The organism is Bradyrhizobium sp. INPA03-11B (assembly GCF_040446015.1).
Taxonomy (GTDB): domain Bacteria; phylum Pseudomonadota; class Alphaproteobacteria; order Rhizobiales; family Xanthobacteraceae; genus Bradyrhizobium; species Bradyrhizobium macuxiense_A.
Genome location: NZ_JASGSR010000146.1, coordinates 1 through 18354, shown reverse-complemented (window position 1 = coordinate 18354; position 18354 = coordinate 1). Strand labels below are relative to the sequence as shown.

The 18354-nt window shown below is 65.1% G+C and carries 14 protein-coding genes; 4 read left to right on the top strand and 10 right to left on the bottom strand.

Features of this window, described 5'->3' with window-relative positions:
* Nucleotides 1–207 precede the first annotated feature (207 nt).
* The 6 genes from QMZ05_RS35870 to mepA form a co-directional block, all read right to left on the bottom strand.
* On the bottom strand, nt 208–1449 hold the full coding sequence (locus tag QMZ05_RS35870) for a hypothetical protein (protein ID WP_353705042.1): 1242 nt from the start codon (nt 1447–1449) through the stop codon (nt 208–210).
* A gap of 93 nt (nt 1450–1542) precedes the next feature.
* On the bottom strand, nt 1543–2214 hold the full coding sequence (modC, locus tag QMZ05_RS35865; protein ID WP_353705041.1) for a molybdenum ABC transporter ATP-binding protein: 672 nt from the start codon (nt 2212–2214) through the stop codon (nt 1543–1545).
* Nucleotides 2215–2216: 2 nt separating this feature from the next.
* Complete coding sequence (gene modB / locus QMZ05_RS35860) at nt 2217–2912, bottom strand: molybdate ABC transporter permease subunit (RefSeq protein ID WP_353705040.1); 696 nt, start codon at nt 2910–2912, stop codon at nt 2217–2219.
* Between the two features lie 163 nt (nt 2913–3075).
* The gene (modA, locus tag QMZ05_RS35855; RefSeq protein ID WP_353705043.1) at nt 3076–3861 is read right to left on the bottom strand and encodes a molybdate ABC transporter substrate-binding protein; all 786 of its coding nucleotides are present in this window, start codon (nt 3859–3861) and stop codon (nt 3076–3078) included.
* A gap of 208 nt (nt 3862–4069) precedes the next feature.
* Nucleotides 4070–4579, bottom strand: coding sequence for a hypothetical protein (locus tag QMZ05_RS35850; protein ID WP_353705039.1), 510 nt, complete (start codon nt 4577–4579; stop codon nt 4070–4072).
* Nucleotides 4580–4726: 147 nt separating this feature from the next.
* Nucleotides 4727–5674 carry a penicillin-insensitive murein endopeptidase gene (gene mepA, locus QMZ05_RS35845; protein ID WP_353705038.1) on the bottom strand — a complete coding sequence of 316 codons (948 nt, stop codon included), beginning with the start codon at nt 5672–5674 and terminating at the stop codon, nt 4727–4729.
* A gap of 818 nt (nt 5675–6492) precedes the next feature.
* On the opposite strand from mepA, the gene QMZ05_RS35840 reads away from it, so the two are divergent.
* A complete protein-coding gene (locus tag QMZ05_RS35840) occupies nt 6493–8610 on the top strand; it encodes an EAL domain-containing protein (RefSeq protein WP_353705037.1) in 2118 nt (705 codons plus the stop codon).
* Between the two features lie 126 nt (nt 8611–8736).
* Here QMZ05_RS35840 and QMZ05_RS35835 read toward each other — a convergent pair whose 3' ends face one another.
* Nucleotides 8737–9183 carry a DUF1801 domain-containing protein gene (locus tag QMZ05_RS35835; RefSeq protein WP_353705036.1) on the bottom strand — a complete coding sequence of 149 codons (447 nt, stop codon included), beginning with the start codon at nt 9181–9183 and terminating at the stop codon, nt 8737–8739.
* Between the two features lie 135 nt (nt 9184–9318).
* Between QMZ05_RS35835 and QMZ05_RS35830 the strand changes: the two genes are divergently transcribed.
* Entirely contained in the window at nt 9319–10059 is a 741-nt protein-coding gene (locus QMZ05_RS35830) for an RDD family protein (RefSeq protein ID WP_353705035.1), read from the top strand.
* A 63-nt stretch (nt 10060–10122) separates the two neighbouring features.
* Here the strand turns inward: QMZ05_RS35830 and QMZ05_RS35825 are convergent, their stop codons facing one another.
* A complete protein-coding gene (locus QMZ05_RS35825; RefSeq protein WP_353705034.1) occupies nt 10123–12090 on the bottom strand; it encodes a methyl-accepting chemotaxis protein in 1968 nt (655 codons plus the stop codon).
* Between the two features lie 493 nt (nt 12091–12583).
* On the opposite strand from QMZ05_RS35825, the gene QMZ05_RS35820 reads away from it, so the two are divergent.
* Complete coding sequence (locus QMZ05_RS35820) at nt 12584–14317, top strand: adenylate/guanylate cyclase domain-containing protein (RefSeq protein ID WP_353705033.1); 1734 nt, start codon at nt 12584–12586, stop codon at nt 14315–14317.
* 40 nt (nt 14318–14357) lie between these two features.
* Nucleotides 14358–15335, top strand: coding sequence for an ABC transporter substrate-binding protein (locus QMZ05_RS35815; protein WP_353705032.1), 978 nt, complete (start codon nt 14358–14360; stop codon nt 15333–15335).
* A gap of 219 nt (nt 15336–15554) precedes the next feature.
* Here the strand turns inward: QMZ05_RS35815 and QMZ05_RS35810 are convergent, their stop codons facing one another.
* Together QMZ05_RS35810 and QMZ05_RS35805 are read right to left on the bottom strand one after the other, a co-directional pair.
* Complete coding sequence (locus tag QMZ05_RS35810) at nt 15555–16727, bottom strand: acyl-CoA dehydrogenase family protein (protein WP_353705031.1); 1173 nt, start codon at nt 16725–16727, stop codon at nt 15555–15557.
* A gap of 133 nt (nt 16728–16860) precedes the next feature.
* Nucleotides 16861–18087, bottom strand: coding sequence for an MFS transporter (locus QMZ05_RS35805; protein ID WP_353705030.1), 1227 nt, complete (start codon nt 18085–18087; stop codon nt 16861–16863).
* Between the last annotated feature and the right edge of the window lie 267 nt (nt 18088–18354).

The window sequence follows — 18354 nt, the reverse complement described above, 5'->3', positions numbered from 1 at the left end:
GATCTGCCTCCTCAACGGCGACAACATCCCATTCATCGCGCGCCGCTCAAAGACTTCTTCAACAGCCTGCTAGAGCATGATCCGGAAAAGCGCGAAGCGGTTTTCCCTCGCGACAAACGCGGAACGCGTTTGCGCGGAGATCATGCGCAAACAAAGAGCTAAAGCGCGATGACGATTCAACCCAATCCCATCGCGTTTTAGCCGTCGTCACTGCTTGCGCAGGAAGTTCGAATCCGGGGCGAACTTCTTGATCATGTCGGACAGGCTGTCGTCGGCCGGCCGGCCATTGGAGCCGGCGTCCTGCTTGGGCTCGTCCTTCAACTTCTGGCCGGAGATTTCGGCCAGCGCCGCCAGCAGCGTCTCGTCGAGATTGTCGGCCGCTGTCTTCGCAGGCGGTGTCTTTGCTGACGGTGTGTTGGCGGGCGGCGTGGTGGCGGGCGGCGGCGGAGCGGGTTTCGGCGAGGTGGGGGCGACGACCCGGATCTCTGGCTCGCCCTTCAGCGCAGGTGGCGTCGGCTCCGGGATCGGGGCTGGCTTCGATTCGTCCGCCCGTCTGGCGGCGGCCTCGCTGACGGCGGCGATCAGCGATGCTTCGAGGTGGGCCGGCGTCTCCGCCGGCATGGCCGGTGGTGCAGCCGGCATCGGCGGCGGCTCGGCGGGCTTCGCGTCGCGGGGTGCGCGACCGAACAGCGGCTCCCGCTGGCCCGTCGTCGATGGCCGGCTGTTGTCGGTTGCCTTGCTAGGCTCCCTGCCAGGCTTGAAGAGACCGGCGCGTTCGGCGGCGATCCTGGCGGTCGCCTCCTCGACCGTGGCGAGCAGCGATGCTTCCAGCGCATCGGCGGGCTTGCTCGCCGAAGCCGTTGGCTTGGCGGCAGGGGTGGGCACCTGAGGCTCCGGCCGGGGCGGCAACGGCGGTGGCCGCGGTCCCTCGGCTTGCGCGGGCGGCGGGGCCGGCTCACCGTCCCGGGCGCGCGCGATGATGCCGTCGACGATCGCACCCAGGCGGCTCTTGTCGGGCGCGGCGAGGTAGCTGGCCGCGAGCTCATCGACATATTGCGGGCCGTAGTCGGCCAGCACCTTGGCAAGCTGGGCGAGATCGGGATCGCTCTCGACCAGCCGGCGCCAGGTCTGCCGGTCGTAGGGCGCATCCGCCTTCTTGTCCGGCCGAGTCTTGTCAGGCCACGCCACCCGGCGAGGCTGACGCTGCGGCCCATTGTCCTGGCCGGTGACTGGGTCGAGGGTCGGCGGCTGCAGCCCGGGGCTGAGGCGCGGAGGGGGTAATCCTGCGGCGCCGGCCGGCGCGGCGTCAGCCGCCGGGCGGCGTCGGCGTTCGGCGACCTGCAGCGAGATCAGGCCGACGCCCATCAGCAGGAAGCCGAGCGCGGCCCACGAAATCGTGGCGCACAACAGCCCGCCGATCACCAGCAATAGCCAGCCAGTCAGTCGCACGATTTGCCTTTCCCATGCCCGGATCGGAGGTCCCGACGCGGGCCTAGCAGACAAGATGGGCTATCTTATGCCGACTTTCGGAAAAACGGCCAGCTATCCGCCCGCCGTCAACACCTTAACACCGCCGAACGCGGTGACCTGGCCGCGGCGCAGCATCACGATCTGGGTGGCGAGCTGGCGCAGCTCGGCGGCGTCGTGGCTGACATAGACCATCGGGACGCCGGCCTCGTCGCGCAGCCGCACCAGATAGGGCAGGATCTCGAGCTTGCGGCTTTCGTCGAGCGCGCCGAGCGGTTCGTCGAGCAGCAGCAGCCGCGGCTTGGAGAGCAGCGCCCGGCCAAGCGCGACGCGCTGCCGCTCGCCGCCGGAGAGCTTGCCGGGGCGGCGGTCGAGCAGGGCGCCGATGTCGAGCAAATCGACGACGCGCTTGTGCTGCGCGAGGTCTTCAGTGAGGCCGTTCATGCGGCGGCCGTAATCGAGGTTCTGCCTGATATCGAGATGCGGAAACAGTCGCGAGTCCTGGAACACGTAGCCGATGCGGCGGCGCCAGGTCGGGACGTGAATGCCGGCCGCGGTATCGTCGACCGTCTCGCCGTCGATCACGATGGTGCCGCGATCGGGACGCAGCAGCCCCGCGATGGTGTTGATCAGCGAGGTCTTGCCGGAGCCGGACGCGCCGAACAGGCCGGTGACGCGGCCCTCGCTGGTGAACGATGCCGCGAGCGAGAAATCTCCGAGCTGCTTGGTGATGTCGACGCGCAGCATCGCTATTGCCCGTGCAAGCGCGCAGTGGCGCGGCGTGCGAACACTTCGGCCGCGACCAGCGCACCGACCGCGAGCACGACCGAGATGATCACGAGCCGAACTGCGGCGGTGTCGCCGTCAGGCGTCTGGATCAGCGAATAGATCGCCGATGAAATGGTCTGGGTCTCGCCGGGGATGTTGGAGACGAAGGTGATGGTCGCGCCGAATTCGCCGATCGCCTTGGCGAAGCCGAGCACCATGCCGGCCAGCACGCCGGGCAGCGCGAGCGGCAGCGTCACCGTCGCGAACACCCGCCAGGGCGCGGCGCCGAGCGTCTCGGCCGCCTGTTCGAGGCGGCGGTCGACGGCTTCGATCGACAGACGGATCGGCCGCACCAGCAATGGAAACGACATCACGCCGCAGGCGAGCGCGGCGCCGGTCCAGCGGAATGCGAACACGATGCCGAGGTGATCGGCCAGCCAGCCGCCGACCAGGCCGCGCTTGCCGAAGGTCAAAAGCAGCAGATAGCCCGTGACGACGGGCGGCAGCACCAGCGGCAGATGCACGACGGCATCGAGCAGCGACTTGCCCCAGAAATCGCGCCGCGCCAGCAGCCAGGCGAGCGCGATCCCGAACGGGGTCGCCACCAGTGTTGCGACGACGGCGACCCGCAGCGACAGCAGGATCGCCGTCCATTCGGTCGGCGAGATCTCGAACACTAGTGTCTGTTCCCGAAGTTCGTATGCAAGTGCGGCTCCTCAGTTACGAACTTCGGGAACAGACACTAGTAAGAGTCAATAGGCCAGTGCCGCTGATCGATTTGACGTTCCTCACGGTGCGTGCGGCAATCACTGGAGGAACGTCAAATCGGCGGCGCTGGGCTTACGTCGTCGGGCTGATCAGGAACTTGAAGCCATATTTCTCGAGGATCGTCTTCGCCGTCGACGAGCGCAGGAAGGCGAGATAATCCGCGGTCTCCGGCTTCGCGGTCGTGGTCGCGGCAACCGGATAGATGATGGCCGGATGGGTGTCCGCCGGGAAGGTGCCGACGATCTTGACGCCCGGCTCGACCTTGGCGTCGGTCGAATAGACGATGCCGAGCACGGCTTCGCCGCGCGCCACCAGCGTCAATGCCGCGCGCACGCTCTCGGCCATCGCGAATTTCGGCTCCGCCGCCTGCCAGGCGCCGAGCTTTTCGAGCGCGGCCTTGGCATACTTGCCGACCGGCACCGCCTTGACGTCGCCGGTTGCGATCTTGCCGTCACCGGCGAGCTTGGCGAGATCGAAGCCCGGTGCAATCGTGACATTGCCGATCTTGGAATCCTTCGGCGCGATCAGCACGATCGAGTTGCCGAGCAGGTTCACCCGCGTCGGCTCATTGATGTTCTTCTGCTTGATCGCATAGTCCATCCAGTCGGTGTCGGCGGACACGAACACGTCGGCCGGCGCGCCCTGCTCGATCTGCTTTGCGAGCGCCGAGCTCGCCGCATAGCTGGCGCTGATCTTGACGCCGGTCTTGGCGGTATAGGCCGCATCGATCTCGTCGAGCGCGTTCTTCATCGAGGCCGCGGCAAACACGGTGAGCGTCTTGTCCTCGGCTCTCGCCGGCGAATGGATCGCGCCGAGCAGGATGACGAAGGCGGTGGAAAGTCCGGCAAGTCTTGAAATTGAAAGTCGTGACATGGAAAGCGCTCCGTGCATGTTCGCGCGCGAACGGACACGCGCAAATCAGGCGTTGAGTGGGGTCTGGCCCGCGACGGACGGAAGCGCTGTTCCGCTGGTCCCCGAAGGACTTACGGTCCCCCAAGGATATCGCACTGCAAACATAGCAGGCTGGGACTTACGGTAAAGGCGCCCGTTTGTCTAACGGATCGTCCTATTGATCCGCCGGCTGGATCGCGATCGACAGCGAGTTCTCCTTGGCGCCGCTGACCTGCAGCACGAAGGGGCTGGCGGCGAGGTCGTATTTCATGGTCTTGCGGATGCCGTCGCAATCGGTCGCGCCGCTGAACGCCTTCGGCTTCAGGAAATGCCCGTCCTGCACCAGGTCGACCCAGGCGCCGGCCGACAGGCTGACGGTATAGAGCCCGGCCTTCGGTGCGGCCTTGACGGTGGTGAAGCCGGCGAAGGTGCCGTCCTTCGGCGCGCGCTCCGGCGGCGACGGCAATTTGGCATCGCTTGGGGCCACCAGCGCCAGCGTGATGGCGGTCGACGGCAGTGCCGCCTGCTCGCTCCCCGAGGCAAGCCTGGCGCGATCCGGCGCGGTGAGCGCGGCGCGGGCGCGGTCGATCGACCATTTGAACTTGTCGCAGCCGCTCGGCTCCTCCGCCGCGAAAGCGGGAGCCGAGACGAGCAGGAGCGATGCGGCGAGGAACGATTTGCGCATGTCTGATCCAATGCAATTGTGACGGATGAAATAGATCAGCGGCCCCGATCCATCGCTCGATCGCGCTTACGGCGCGACGACGCCAGATCATAACGTAGTTCACGCCGGCCGGCATAGCCGCCTGACGAAGATGTTATTGCTTGAATGTTACGGCTTGGCGTCGGCTGCGTTCAGCACCGTCTTGCAGGCCGCCGGCATCTGCGCCAGCGTCATCGGCGGGCGCGGTTTCGGCGGTTTCGGCGGCGGCTTTGGATGCAGCACCGAATCCTTGAACCAGAAGGCGAGGTCGGACGGCTTGCAGCCCTCGCCTTCCGCTTGCTGCTTCTGCCCCTCGCATGCGGGGCTGCCGGACGGGCATCGCATGCGGATGTGGAAGTGGTAGTCGTGGCCCCACCACGGCCGGATCTTCGACAGCCAGCTGCGGTCGCCCTTGGCCTCGCGGCACAGCGCCTTCTTGATCGCCGGATTGACGAAGATGCGTTGCACCGCGGGCTCTCGTGCCGCGTCGCGGATGACAAGCACATGGCCCGGCGTGAACACGTGCGGATCGATATCGAGCCGATCGTCACGCACCATCATGACAGCCGACATCTCCTCGCGATCCTCGCGCGACAATTTGCGATCGGGCATTGGTGTCAGCCAGACGTCGGCGTCGAGCCCGATCTGGTGGCTGGCGTGACCTGACAGCGCGGGGCCACCGCGTGGCTGGCCGATATCGCCGACCAGGATGCCGGGCCAGCCGGCGTCCTTGTGCGCGTTGGCCGCCAGCCGCTTCAGCAGCGCGATCATGGCGGGATGTCCCCAATAGCGGTTGCGCGACAGACGCATCACCTGCCAGGTGTCGCCGTTGAGCGGCATCTGCGCGGCGCCAGCGAGACAGCCCTTGGTGTAGCCGCCGATCGATTGGGTCGGCATCGCCGCCGGCAGCACCTTGCGTGCGAACAGCTGCTTCGCCCCGATCGTTGGATCGTTAGGGTTCGCGAGCGGCGGCAATGGCTGCGGATTGAGCGAGCCCTTGTCCTGCGCCCGCGCGGAGATGGTGCAGGCGACGAGGGCGGAGATCAGGAGCGGGATCAGACGCAGGCGGGATGTCATTCGGATCACTCTGTCCACGCAAGGCTAGCATGGATTCGTGTCGGACCAACCGCGCTCTCATCCCATTCGCTTGATCGCCCACAGGGCGGATCAAGATGACCCGCGACTTCCTGTTCCGGATGTGAGCCACGCCACTTTACAAGCGCGCCGCGAGCGACATCATGCGCACAAAATAATTTCAGGGCAGGCATTTTTATGACAAGCGCATCTTGCGTGCGGCTGGCAATTGTAGCGCGTCGCACCGTCGATGCTGACCGCCATGCGCTGCGATGATTTGTCGATGTGAACGACGATGTCGGCGCGCGCCGGCGAGAGGGCCAATGTCGACGCGGCAATCGCGGCGGCAACTGTATGGGCTGGTCGAGCGCAACGGCCGCGGTGGCACGCGGATCGAGATCACCAACTAGCCTCCGCAAGAAGGCGCGAAACCGGTCGCGCCTTTACCTCGCGATAACCCTGTCACACGCTGGCAAACATTGATGCGCTTGCAACGGTTTCGGCGCATTCATTGTGCAGGCGGGCGTTGGTTTACCCTTCCTTCACCACGCCGTTGCGCCGCCGCGCTGCAAATCTGCGCTGTGCGCCGCTTGCGCATCACCGGCCGCTCGCGTGCGGCGTGAACGCGCCTGCAAAGCAGGCAATGCCCGGACTTCTCATACAGCGCAGCGCTTCGCCAAGAGATACCAATTTTTCAGAGACTTATCGCAGAAATGTCGCCGAACTGGAATGCGCGTGGGCGTGCGAGTGCGATGATGCGGCCAAAGAAGATCAAGAAACCGAAACAGGCCAAACTGTCCCGTTCTCGGGGACGCCGGCCGATGCCGAAAATGTCCAGCCGCTCGCGCCGGCCCGCCGTCGAGCTCGGCGAGCTGGTGCGCCAGCGGGCGCAGGCTGAAGCCGCGATCGCCGAGGCCCGCAAGTCGAACGCGCGGCTGCGTGAGGCGATCGACATCCTGCCGCAAGGCATCGTGTTCCTCGACCCGGAAGGCCGCTACACCCTCTGGAACAGGAAATACTCGGAAATCTACAAGCGCAGTTCCGATCTGTTCGAGCACGGCGCGCGCCTCGAAGACACCATCCGCATCGGCGTCGCGCGCGGCGATTATCCCGAGGCCGCCGGGCGCGAGGAAGAGTGGATCGCCGAGCGGCTCAGGAAGATGTACCAGCCGGGCGAGCGGCACGAGCAGGTCTTGGCCGATGGCCGCGTGGTCCTGATCGAGGAGCGATTGACCTCGGACGGCGGCATCGTCGGCCTGCGCGTCGACATCACCGAACTGAAGCAGCGCGAGGCCTCGTTCCGTCTGCTGTTCGACGGCAATCCGGTGCCGATGATCCTGTGCGCGCTCGACGGCGAACGGATCCTCGCGGTGAACGACGCCGCGATCGCGCATTATGGTTATGTCCGTGCCGAATTCGAGAAGATGACGATCAAGAGCCTGCAGGCGTTCGATGCCGAGTTGCCCTGGGCCGCCGGCCGCAGCAGCGACGAGCAGGCGGCGCGGACCTGGAAGCATGTCCGTGCGGACGGCACGCTGATCGACCTTGCGATCTACTCGCGCCAGCTGATGCATGGCGACCAGCCGGCGATGCTGCTCGCGCTGATGGACATTACCGAGCGCAAGCGCGCCGAGGCGCGGCTCGCCTTCATGGCCCAGCACGACAGCCTGACCGGCCTGCCGAACCGCAACCTGCTGCGCCAGCAGATGGAAGACATGCTGCAGCATACCCGCCGCTCCACCGACAAGGTCGCGGTGCTGATGCTGGGGCTCGACAATTTCAAGGCGGTCAACGACACGCTCGGCCACGGTATCGGCGACAAGCTGTTGCGTGGGGTCGCAAAGCGGCTGCGCTCGACGCTGCGCGAGGAAGACGCGCTCGCTCGCCTCAACTCGGATGAATTCACCATCGTGCAGGGTGGCGTGATGCGGCCCGAGGACGCGGTGCTGCTGGCGCGGCGGATTCTCGACGCGATCGGCGAGCCCTATCTGCTCGAGGGCCATTCGGTGGTGATCGGCGCCAGCATCGGGATTGCGATGTCGCCCGGCGACGGCGAGGATTCCGAAAAGCTGCTGAAGAGCGCCGACATGGCCTTGTCGCGCGCCAAGAGCGAGTTCCGCGGCACCTTCTCATTCTTCGAGGCCGAGATGGATGCGCGCGCGCAAAGCCGCCGCAAGATCGAGATCGATCTGCGCGATGCGATCCAGAATGAAGGATTGCAGCCCTACTACCAGCCGCTGGTCGATCTTGCGACCGGGCGCATCACCGGCTTCGAGGCGCTGGTGCGCTGGCCGCATCCGGAGCGCGGCATGATCTCGCCCGGTGAGTTCATCCCGGTCGCCGAGGAGACCGGCCTGATCAATCCGCTCGGCAGCCTGATGCTGCATCGCGCCTGCATGGACGCGGCGCAATGGCCCGACGACGTGCGCGTCGCCGTCAATCTCTCGCCGCTGCAATTCCGCACCGGCAATCTGCTGGCGCTGGTCACCGACGCCTTGCGGCAATCCGGCCTGCCGGCACGGCGGCTCGAGCTCGAGATCACCGAGACGTTGCTGCTCGAGAAGAGCAGCCAGGTGCTGGCGACGCTGCATGCGCTGCGCACGCTCGGGGTGCGGATGTCGATGGACGATTTCGGCACCGGCTATTCGAGTCTGAGCTATCTGCGCAGCTTCCCGTTCGACAAGATCAAGATCGACCAGTCCTTCGTGCGCGATCTCGGTGCCAACCCGGACGCGCAGGCGATCGTGCGGTCGATCGTCAGCCTCGGCGTCGGGCTTGGCGTCACCATCACCGCCGAGGGCGTCGAGACCGAGGCGGAGCTGAGCTGCCTGCGCGCCGAGGGCTGCCATGAGGGGCAAGGCTTCCTGTTCAGCCGCGCGCGGCCGAACGCCGAGGTCGTGAGCCTGCTGAAGGCGCAGCGCGTCGCAACGGCGGCGTAGCGAGGCTGTCTCCACCTCGTCATTGCGAGCGCAGCGAAGCAATCCATCCATCCTCACGCGCGGAGGCATGGATTGCTTCGTCGCTTCGCTCCTCGCAATGACGGTGGAGAGGGTTACGGCTGATTGCTAAACCTTCCGCCTGTTCAGATGATAAGTCAGCGCCAGCGCCACGCAGTGGCGCAGCGCGGCCTCGGGCAGCTTGTCGCCGACATCGAGCATGATCGCGCGGTTGCCGCTGTAGCTGAGCTCGGGATAGAGCTCGCGGAAGGTCTCGACCAGATTGGTCTGGCAGTGGAAGTAGACCGCGACCTGATCGGTGGCCGGCTTCACCTGATCGATCCGGACCGTGGTGCCGCTGCCGGTCTCCGGCGTGAGATAGCTCGGCTGGCCCCATTTCAGTGTCTCTTCGAGCGTGCCGACGCCCTTGGTCGCCTTCGCGGTCTCGAAGATCAAGCGCCGCAGCGCCAGCAGCTTGGCCTTGACGGGGGCAGGGTACCTCCCGAACAGCGCGTCTGCGGAGGAGGCATTGCCCCGGCGCGGCTTCCTCGTCACACTGGTGCTCGATTTTTTCATCGGTCGGGTCATGGCTGTTTGGCAAGCTTGCCGAGAAACTAGGCTAACCGCCCGCCGCGTGATAGCCCATGTTGAACCTTCGCCGTCGCCGTCTCGTCTGATGGGCAGGGGACATACGAGAACGGGATGAGCCCGATGAGCGTTGCCAGTACCGTTCCACCCGCGGCGGCCGTCGCGCCGCTCTATGCGCGGTTCTCTCGCCGCTTTCGCGGCATCTTCATCGATTGGATCGTCACGCTGGTGACGATCGCCGGCGCGTTGCTGGTGGCGTCCACGGTGGCGGTCGATTCCGTTTCGCGTGCGCTCGGCATCGCCGTGATCGCAGCCCTGGCGCTGTACGAGCCGGTCCTGGTGTCATTCACCGGCGGCACCATCGGTCATCATCTCACCAATCTGCGCGTGGTCGACGATGCGACCGGCGGCAATGTCGGCTTCCTGAAGGCGTGCGCGCGGCTCCTGATCAAGGGCTTCCTCGGCTGGTACTCGTTCGTCATCATCGCCGCGACCCGCCGCAACCAGGCGATCCACGATCTGGTGACACGGTCGACGGTGCAGATCCGCGATCCCGCGAAGGCGCGACCGGGCCAGTTCGTCACCGAGCGCGTTGAAGAGACGCGCGCGTCCGTCATGCCGGCGCGCTGGCAGCGGATATTGGCGATTCTGCTGTATCTGGTGCTGATCTTCCTTTTCGTCACCGTACTCGCCGTGATTGCCGACCTGCTGCTGGGAGGCTGTGCGGTCAACTCTTGCGCGCCCGTGCAGAAGGTCGTCGACCTGGTCCTCAACGTCGTGCTGCTGGTCGGAATGGCGGGGATCATCGCGTTGGGCTGGAAGGGCAAGCTGCCCGGCGTGCGGGTCGGCCGCGCGTCACGATGACAGCGCCTTGAACGTCATATGGACCGTTATCAGCGAGACGAAGACATCACTGCGCCCCGCGGCTCAGGCCGCGTTGCGCAGGCCGGCGAGGAACGTGTCGACGCTGTGCGACAGCGCGGAGGCGTGATCGCCGAGTTGGCCTGATGTATCCAGCACATTGCCGGTGAGGGCGCGGGATTGGCCGGCGGCTTCGCTCGCGCCCGCGATATTGGCGGAGACCTCGACGGTCCCGGAGGAGGCCTGCTGCACGCTGCGGGCGATCTCCCGCGTCGCCGAATCCTGCTGCTCGACGGCGGCCGCGATCGCGGTGGCGATGCCCGAGATCTCGCGGATGGTGCCGCTGATGTCGCCGATCGCGCTGACGCAATTGCCGGTGGCCGACTGGATCGCACCGACCTGGCCGGCGATCTCGTCGGTCGCCTTCGCGGTCTGGCTCGCCAATTCCTTCACCTCGGCGGCGACCACGGCGAAGCCGCGGCCGGCCTCGCCGGCGCGCGCGGCCTCGATGGTGGCGTTGAGCGCCAGCAGATTGGTCTGGCTCGCGATCGCGCTGATCAGGCGCAGCACGTCGCCGATCTTCTCCGCGGACGCGGCGAGGCTCGTCACCATTTCGGTGGTCTCCATCGCCTTGGCCACGGCATTGTCGGCGACGCGGCTGGAATGGGTGACCTGGCGGCCGATCTCGGTGATCGAGGACGCCAGTTCCTCGGTCGCGGCGGCGACCGCATTGACGCTGGCCGACGCCTCCTCGGACGCGGCGGCAGCCGCCGCGGTCCGTTCGGAGGTGCCGTTGACGCTGGTGGTGATCTCGCCTGCGACGCGCTGCATTGCGCTCGACGACTGTGCGACGGCGGCGACCATGCCCTTGACGTCGGATTCGAAGCGGTCGGCCATCTGTCGCTGCAGCGCCTGCTTGTCGGCCGCAGCCTTCACCTTGTCGGCTTCCTGAGCATCGCGCAGCGAAGAGGTTTCGATCATGCTGCGGCGGAACACGTCGACCGCCTTCGCCATCGTGCCGAGCTCGTCGCGGCGCTCGCTGCCGGGGATCGTGACGCTGGTGTCGCCGCTGGACAGCCGGTTCATGACCGCCGTGATCGCGGCGAGCGGCCGGGACAGGCCGCGGCCGAGCAGGAATGCGAGCAGCACCGCCGCGGCCAGGATCGCGACCGTGCCAAGGATCAGGTTGCGCTGCGCGCTTGCCGCGGCCGCTTCATAGTCGCTGGTGTCCTTGACGATCTCGAGCACCGCGACCGGCTCGCCGGCATAGTTCTTGATCTGGCCGAGATAGAGCTCGACCGCATGGCCGTCGAGAACAGCGTCGCGCAGCACGGCGGTACCGTTCATCACGCTCTTGAGCTCGTCCTGGGTCGCGACCACGGTGTCGCCGAAGGTCGAAGACAGCCGCTTGAAGCTCTTGCCGTCGAATGAATGCACCGCGAGGTCGATGCCGAAGCGCTTCTTGGCGCGGTCGACGAATTCCTTGCCGAAGGCGGCGCCGATATCGACATTGCCCAGCGTCTTGCCGTCATGCATGACCGGGGTCATGCCGAAGATCGAAAGCGCCTCACGGCCCGGCTCAACGCCGACGATCGGCTTGCCGGCCTTGATCGATTCCACCACCGTGGTCCGCCGCGTCGAGGCGTCGTCGCCGAAAACCTTCGGTGCGTGGACCCGGTAGAAGCTCGTCGCCGGCGCCTGCCAGAACGAGATCAGCGGGATCCCCTGCGCCTTGATCGCCGCCCAGGGCGCGCCGAGCAGCTTTCCAAGCCCGTCGCGGTCGCCCTTGGCGATGGCCTCTTCGACCGGCGGCAAGGTGGCGATGACAGCGGAGACCGCGAGCGCGGTGCGGCCTTCATAGTCGATCGCCGCAATCACGCTGTCATATTGCAGCTTGAGCTGCTGATCGAGCGCGAGCCGGGTCAGCGCACGCTGCTGGCTGATGGAGAAGCCGCCGAGGATGGCGCAGGCAACCGCGACAGTCAGTGAAATCGCCAGGATCAGGCGGGCGGCAATCGATCGAAGCGTGAACATAGTACCAGCGTAACTCCAGGCATTAGCGCCGTCCGGAACGTCTCAGAAAAAGCTTAACAACCAGATGTTGCGCCGCCGAAATTCATGCCGTGACCATCGTTGCCGGTGCCTACTTTCGTACCATGCGGCTGCGCGCGCTGAGATTGGGTTGCATCAGTCGGACAGCAGGCTCGCTGCGCCTCTCCCGCTTGCGGGGTCGAGCGTCCGATGTTCGCTTCCGTAGGATAAGCGGACATCGCGAATCCATGTCGAAATCGGTCGAGACCCGATCCCCCCAGAACGCCCGCTTTCGCGCTGCCCCCTGGGGCCGAGGCCGTCCCGGCGGGCATCGGCAATGGAAATGGCGTCGGTGAGTATTCGCCATGAAGCGAGATTGGCCGACTCGAAGGTCTTCTCCGCACCATTAGCCGCTCGGATGTCGCGTGAGCCTGCTTTGGGCATGATGCTGTGGTAGTATCGGGCCCTGAATTGGTGCTTTCAAAAGGTACTCTACGTGCCGAAGCCGCACCGGACACTCTTTGTCAAATATTTCTTCACGCTGTTCATTGCCGTGGTTTTTCCCCTGGCGCTGGGAGCGATGGGCGAAGCTTGGTTTGGCTATCGCGAACACCGCGCTCATCTCACCGAACTCCTCCGAACCGAGTCCCGATCGGCTGCCGACCGTATCCAGACCTTCACCGATGGCATTCGCGACCAGCTCGGATGGCTCGTGCAGTTTCCCTGGCCCGATGGCCAAGATGAACAGCACAAGATTGATGCTCATCGCCTTCTGCGGCAAGTGCCCGCCATCTCCTCTGTGTCACTGTTCGATAGAGTAGGCGTCCAGCGCACGATGGTGTCTCGGCTGGCGATAAACCGAATTGGCGAAGAGACGAATCTTCCAAGCGACCGGGCCGTGGCCGAGTTGCGCGAGAGTGTGTCCAAGGTGTGGTACGGCCCTGTCCGATATCAGCGCGGCTCGGAGCCGCACATGACCATTGCCGTCAGTGGAAACCGGCAGGCGAACGGGTTCGCCATCGCGGATGTCAATCTCAAGCTGATCTGGGACGTCGTCACGGCCATCAAGATCGGCGAGACCGGCGAAGCGTTCGTCATTGATGACACGGGCCGTCTGGTGGCTCACCCCGATATAAGTCTTGTCCTGCGTGGGGACGCGACCGCCAGTGCATTCAATCGGCTCCGACACGATATTGCCAAATCCAACAGCTCCGCCACCGAAACGAAAGATATCGAGGGTCATCCCGTTGTTGCCTTGGTCGCGGAAATCCCCAGCCTTAAATGGACAGTGGTCGTCGAGCAGCCGGCCGCTGAAGCATTCGCCCCGATCCGCTCCTCGCTTTGGCGCTCGCTGCTGTTAGTCCTCATCGGTACCTTGATTGCCATCGTTCTGGCATATTGGCTCGCGCGACGAATGTCCGGTCCGATCCGGCAACTCGAAGAAGGTGCGCAGCTTGTTGGTGCCGGACAGTTCGATCATCGCGTCACCATCTCAACAGGTGATGAACTTGAGCAACTGGCCGGCCGCTTCAATGAGATGGCAAGAGAACTGGGCCTTTCGAAGGAGAAATCGGATCGTATCAATCGCTTGAAGCGCTTTCTTGCCCCGCAGATTGCCGACCTCGTCGAAAGAACCGGCGACGATGCCTTGCTTGAAGGGCAACGGCGGGAAGTGGTGGCTGTTTTTGCCGATCTTCGCGGCTTCACGGCGTTTTCGAATCGAACCGAACCCGAGATCGTCATGAAGGTGCTCGGTGCTTATCACGAGGCCGTTGGAGCGATCATCGATCGTCGGGGAGCAACATTAACCAACTTTGCCGGCGATGGCCTCATGCTGTTGGTCAACGCTCCCGTGAGCTGTCCTGATCCAGCTCTTGAGGCGCTCAGCCTTGCAATAGAAATGCAATCGGTCGTGCAGAGCCTGGTCGCCGACTGGCGCAAGCAAGGACACCGGATTGGCCTGGGGATCGGGCTGGCCATGGGTCCCGCCACCGTTGGCCGCATCGGCTACGAAGGCCGGCTCGAATACACGGCCATAGGAAGCACAGTAAACCTTGCCTCACGACTATGTTCAGCCGCGATCGACGGGCAGATTTTGGTCGATGCGGTCGTCGCCACCGCGATCGATGCAAAGATACCGCTACAGGCTATGGGAGCGATCGCCGTCAAGGGGTACGATCAACCGGTGCCTGTTTTCACTGTTGCACCAAGCGTCATCCCTAAGTGCTAGACTGGCTATCAATTGGCGTGTCCTTGGAGTGGGTCGAAACATGCGGCGGCGAGAGTTCATTGGACTCGTATTATGGAGCGCCGCCACGTTCCCGCAGATGGAGGCCCGCGCGCAGCAGGCGGTCACGGTTATCGGTGTCTTAGGAAGCTCAACGGCTACTGACTATGGCCCAATGATAGCCGCCTTCCGGAAAGGGCTGAGCGAAAAGGGCTATTTCGAAGGAAAGAATGTTGGCTTCGAATACGCATGGGCAGATGATCACTATGATCGGCTCCCTGCACTGGCAACCAAGTTGATTGAGCGGCGAGTTAGCCTGATCTTGGCGGCAGCAACACCGTCGGCATTGGCGGCAAAGTCGGCGACCTCAACTATTCCCATCGTGTTTGCAATCGGCGGCGACCCTGTCAGGACCGGGCTGGTGACCAGCCTCAATAGCCCGGGTGGAAATGTCACGGGTGCGGCACATATCAACGTCGATACAGCCCCGAAACGGTTAGAACTGCTGCACGAGCTTTTGCCGAACAGGACTTCGCTTGGTCTACTGACGAACCCGGCGAATCCCTTAACGGCTTCAGTTGAGAGTGGAGTGAGAGCCGCGGCCGAGGTCTTAGGTATCAGGCTGACTACGTTTCACGCGAGCACCGACGAGGAGATCGAGGCGACGTTCAAGAGCGCTGCCGGCTCGGTCGCGGGAATGGTCATTGGCACGGACCCTCTGTTTACCAGCCGCGCCATGGCGTTGGGCGCGAAGTCCCTCGAATACAAGCTTCCTGCCATCTATCAGTATCGAGACTTCGTGGCCGCTGGCGGCACAATGAGCTACGGCGGCGACATTAAGAATTCCTATTATCATGCGGGCATGTACGCCGGGCGCATACTCAACGGCGAGAAGCCGGCCAACCTCGCTGTGCAGCTTTCAACACGATTGGAACTCCTGATAAACCTGAAAGCGACCAAGGCTCTCGGGTTAGAGCCAACACCTGTGTTGGTTGGAGGGGCGGACGAGGTCATCGAATAACGTATGCGCTCTGCTGCCGTGCATAAGTCTGCGAATGACCCTTCGCGACATATTGCGCCGCCGCGCATCCTCGGCCGCTAACGGGGCATAGCGGAAATCGATTGGCCAACGCGTCTTGCAGAGACCCGACATGCCGTGGTCGCCCGGCGATGTCCGGTTTTAGGGGTAGAGCCGACATGACGGATGAGTACGCGCCCTGTTCAATCTGACTTCATCGCGCTAGCGCGCCGTCGGCGGGGCAGAGAGATTGCCCGACAGGATCGCCTTGCCGGCGTCCTCATACTGGGTGTCGCGGGCCTGGATCTGCTGGGCGATCGCATGCATGTCACGAAACCGTCGCTCGAACGGATTCTTGGCGAATACCGCGGTTGCCCCTGACATGTGATAGGCGATGTCGACCACGGCGGCGGACTGGTGGATGGTCCAGGTCGAGGCGATGCGGATCGCGATGCGATGCGCTTCGGTGACCGGTTCGCCGCGGGCGAGGTCGCTCCAGACGTCGTGAGCCGTCGCGTAGAGATAGGCGCGCGCGGCACGCAGGCTTGCCTCAGTGCGGCCGATCTGGCCCTGCACGGCATTGTTGTCGCGCATCGCTTTCAGGCCTTGCGGGGTCTTGCCGCGGGCGAGCTCGGTCGCCGCATCCAGCATGGCGCGGGCGACGCCGAGCGCGGTGGCGGCAAAGCCCATGCTGAACACCATGTTGGTGGAGAGCTTGTAGAGCGGTCCTGCCTCGCGGCACGCGCTGGGATCGTCGCGCAGCGCGGCGAATTTGTCCAGGATGAAGAGGTTGTCGACCGAATAGGAATCGGTGCCGGTGCCCCTCAGGCCGATCACGTCCCAGACGTCATACATCACAGCTTGCGACATCGGGAACAGGATGGTGCGGATCTCCGGCGAGCCGTCGGCCTTCTTGCGCGGCGATCCGTCGGCTTCGACGACGCGGACGTGGGCGCCGAGCCAGCTCGCCTGCCGCGAGCCCGAGGCGAAATCCCAGCGAGCACTGGCGCGATAGCCGCCCGGTTCGGCGCGCACTTCGTGGGCGATTGCGCCCCAGGCCAAGATGCCGGGCGCGGTGTTGAAGATCTCGTGGGCCACGTCGGGCTCGATATAGGCCGCGGTCATGGCGCAGACGCTGCACTGGCCGAGGCACCAGGCGGTCGACGCGTCGGCCTTGGCGATCTCCTCCTGCATCTGCATGAAGGCGTCCAGCGTCGCCTCGGCGCCGCCGAAACGCTTCGGCAGCAGCGCACGATACAGCCCGTTCTCGACCAGGGCCGCGGTGACGGACGGCGTCAGCCGCCGCGTCCGTTCGATCTCGTCGGCTTCAGCAATGATCAGCGGCGCCAGCGCGCGCGCCCGCTCGACAAGGTCTACTCCCTGCGGCTTGTTCATGCGTGTCCTCGGCCCGTTCTGACATTCTTGTTGGGGGCGCGCGTGATGGTGACCCATCCGGCAAGGGAGGGCAAGGCGGCACGGCGCCGACGCGCCTCAGCTATCCGTCACCGATACGCGAGTGCACCCGCGCTCAGGCGGTGGCGCGGCCGAGATCGAGCGAGGGCTGGCGCTTGGTCGAGAAACTCAGCGCCACCGCAACCGCGGCGAGACCGATCGCGAAGGAACCGGCGTGCAGCCACGTGTAGCCGTGGAAGGTGTCGAACACGTAGCCGCCGGCCCACGGCCCGAGCGCCATGCCGAGGCTCGCGAAGGCCGACACCGCGCCGAACACCGTGCCCATGATGCGCGCGCCGAAGAACTCGCGCACCAGCACGGCATAGAGCGGCATCACACCGCCATAGGCGAGGCCGAACACGACAGACAGCGCGTAGAACTGGCCGAGCTGCGCCACAGCCAAATAAGTCGCGATCGACAGCGCCTGCACCAGGAGGCCGCCGACCAGCACCGGCTTGGCGCCGAGCCGGTCCGCGAGCACCCCGAGCAGGAGCCGGCCGCCGAGCCCGGAGAAGCCGGCGAGGCTGTAGACCGTGACCGCGGTGAGCGGAGCGATGCCGCAGACCATGGCGTAGGACACCATGTGGAAGATCGGCCCCGAATGCGCCGCGCAGCAGGCGAAATGGGCCAGCGCGAGCGTGATGAATTGCGGCGTGCGCAGCGCCTGCGCCACGGTCCATTCGGTCTGTGGCGCGCTCGCGGCGGTCGTCATCGCAACGTTCGTTCCCTGCGGCGCCGGGCGCACCAGGAACGATGCGGGAATCAGCAGCACCCATGCGGCGATGCCGATCACGAGCATCGCAAAGCGCCAGTCATACGCCGTGATCAGCCAGCTGGCGGATGGTGCGACCATCAGCGGCGAGACGCCCATGCCGGCCGACACCAGCGCGACGGCGAGGCTGCGATGCTTGTCGATCCAGGCGCTCGCGAGCGCCATCATCGGCGCATAGAAGCTGCCGGCGGCGATCCCGATCAGCACGCCGAAGCAGAGCTGGAATTGCCACAGGCTCTGCGCCTGGCTTGCCGTCACGAGGCCAAGCCCGAGCAGCAGGCTGCCCGCCAGCACCACGATGCGGGTGCCGAAGCGGTCGGACAGCGCGCCCCAGGCGAACGCCGCAAAACCCATGCAGAGGAAATCCAGCGTCGCTGCGGCCGACACGCCGGCGCGCGACCAGCCCATCGCATCCGAGATCGGCTGCAGGAACACCGCAAGCGACAGCATCGTGCCGAAGCCGACGCAGGTCATCAGCGCGCCCGCGCCGACGACGACCCAGCCATAATCGAAGCGAGCGGCCTTGCTCATGCGTTTCCCCGGCGCTGTTGTCTTTTGTGGTGCGCGCAGGGAGGATGGTGGCCTATCCGGGGTCCAGGGGCAATATGACGGGCAACATGCCTCTCATTCCGGGATCAGTGGATTGTGAGTTGGGTTGCGCAAGATGCCGCAGCGGCGCGCGGCTAAAGCGCGATGAGATTGGGTCGAACCGGATCGGCAACGGAGGTTCACCTCTCCCTTGGGAGAGGTCGGCGCGTCGCGCCGGGTGAGCGACTATCTGGATAGTCAAGTTGCATT